1 protein-coding gene is annotated in these 2,160 nt (G+C 73.0%); it reads left to right on the top strand.

Translation table 11 applies throughout. The annotated features are described in order from the left end of the window. Positions 1-253 precede the first annotated feature (253 nt). A complete protein-coding gene (locus FNH04_RS45225) occupies positions 254-2,116 on the top strand; it encodes an ABC transporter ATP-binding protein (RefSeq protein ID WP_152792035.1) in 1,863 nt (620 codons plus the stop codon). The last annotated feature ends 44 nt before the right edge of the window (positions 2,117-2,160 follow it).

The raw sequence follows: 2,160 nt of genomic DNA, 5'->3' as shown, positions 1-2,160 counted from the left end.
GGCCGACAGCTCTCCCCAGCGCACAGCCATCAGTCCTCCTCCACCCCAGCGCACAGCCGTACGGCACTCGCGCCCGTCGCGCCCCGTACGAGCCGCCGGGAGACGGTCACGCGCCCTGGTTCCCCGCCGTCCGCCCCGCGATAGTGGCCCTTCGTCGACGAACCGGGGGAGGACCGAAGTGGGTGGCAAGAACGGGAAACCTGAGCCCTCCGAGTCGGAGGTGCTCCTTTTCGGCGGGCCGTTGCGGTACGACATGGGCTGGTCCCAGCACGCGGACGCGTTCCTGGAGCTGAACTTCCGCGCGATGGTGAGACGGCTGCCGTCGCTGCTCGCCTCCAGCTTCCGGCTGGCCTGGCAGGCCGACCGCCGCGCCGCCCGGACCGTACTGGCGGCCGAGGTCGGCCAGGGCATGGCCCAGGCGGTGGGCCTGCTGGCGGTCAACACCGTGCTGGCCCGGCTGATGGCCGGCGGCCCCATCGAGGACCGGTTGCGGGGCGCCGCCCCGGCCCTCGTCACGGTCGCCGCCGTCATGCTGCTGGGCGCACTGCTGCGGGCGGCCTCGACCTACGCCACGGGTCGCCTGGAGCCCAAGGTGGAGCGTGTGGCGACCGAGTTGTATCTGGAGCGCGCGGCGGCCGTGGAGCTGGCCGCGATCGAGGACGACGCCTTCCACAAGCTGCTCGACACCGCGAAGTACGGCGCCCAGTCGGCCCGTCGCATGATCGCGTACTCCGCGCGCGTGGTGAACTCCATGATCTCGCTGGTCGCGGCGGCGGGCGTACTGACCGTGCTGCACCCGGCCCTGCTTCCGTTGCTGGTCACGATGACGCTGCCGAGCGCCTGGAGCGCCCTGACGATCGCCCGGCGCCGCTACGAGTCCTTCCACGCCTGGGTGCAGCACGCGCGGGCCGGGCACCTGATCGCCTCACTGCTGACCGAGCCGGAGGCGGCCCCGGAGATCCGTGTGCACGGTGTGGGCCCGTTCCTGCTGCGTCACTTCCGCTCGATGTCGGAGACGGCGGAGGCCGAGCAGGAGCGCCTGGCCCGCCTGGCGGCGCGTACGGGCCTGTTCGCCGCCGCGTGGACGGGCCTCGCCACCGTCGCGACGTACGCGACGCTCGGTGGCCTGCTGCTCGCCGGGGCCATGGCCCTCTCGGTCGCGGGTACGGCGGTCATCGCGATCCGCACCGGCTCCGCGAGCCTCGACACCCTCGTCCTGGAGGTCAACTCCCTGCACGAGGAAGCCCTGTTCGTGGGGGACATGCAGCGTCTGTACGTGGAGGCCGCCAAGCGGGCGATCCCGGTGGGCGGGGAGCCGCTGCCCGAGAGCCCGCGCGAGATACGCGTGGAGAACGTCACCTTCACCTACCCCGGGAAGGCGACCCGCCCCGCTCTGTGCGACGTGACGCTGACCGTGCCGCTGGGGAAGATCGTGGCGCTCGTGGGCGAGAACGGCTCGGGCAAGACAACCCTGGTCAAGCTGCTCGCCGGACTGTACGCGCCGGACCGGGGCCGGATCCTGTGGGACGACGTGGACGCGGCGACCGCCGACCGGCAGCAGATCGCCGGGCGCATCGCGATGGTGGCGCAGGACTTCAAGCGGTGGCCGTTCACGGCCCGGGTGAACGTCGCGGTCGGCCGCCCGTCCGTGGCCCTCACCGACGAGCGCGTCACCTCGTCGGTCGCCGAGGCGGGGGCCCAGGACGTGGTGGCCGATCTGCCGCGCGGCCTCGACACGTTGCTGGCCCGCGGGTTCAGCGGCGGGCACGAGCTCTCGGGGGGCCAGTGGCAGCGGCTGGGCATCGCGCGGGCCGCCTACCGGCGCGGGCGCATCCTGATCGTGGACGAGCCGACGGCGGCCCTCGACGCCCGTGCCGAGCTGGAGGTCTTCGAGAAGATCCGCGCTCTGGCGGGCACCGGCCAGACGGTCGTCCTCATCACCCACCGCCTGGCCTCGGTGCGCCACGCCGACCTGGTGCATGTCCTGGACCAGGGCCGCCTCGTGGAGTCCGGCACACCGGAGGAGCTCCTCGCCACGGGCGGCGTCTACGCGGAGCTGTACTCGCTGCAGGCGGAGCAGTTCACCGCGAAGGTGCCCACGCGGGAGGCGGGCTGACCTCGACTCACGGGCTCACCCCGTACCCCGGCTCACCCCGTACC

The organism is Streptomyces phyllanthi (assembly GCF_009377205.1).
Lineage (GTDB): Bacteria > Actinomycetota > Actinomycetes > Streptomycetales > Streptomycetaceae > Streptomyces > Streptomyces phyllanthi.
The sequence above is the reverse complement of the archived record's forward strand: the minus strand, read 5'-3'. Positions and strand labels throughout refer to the sequence as shown.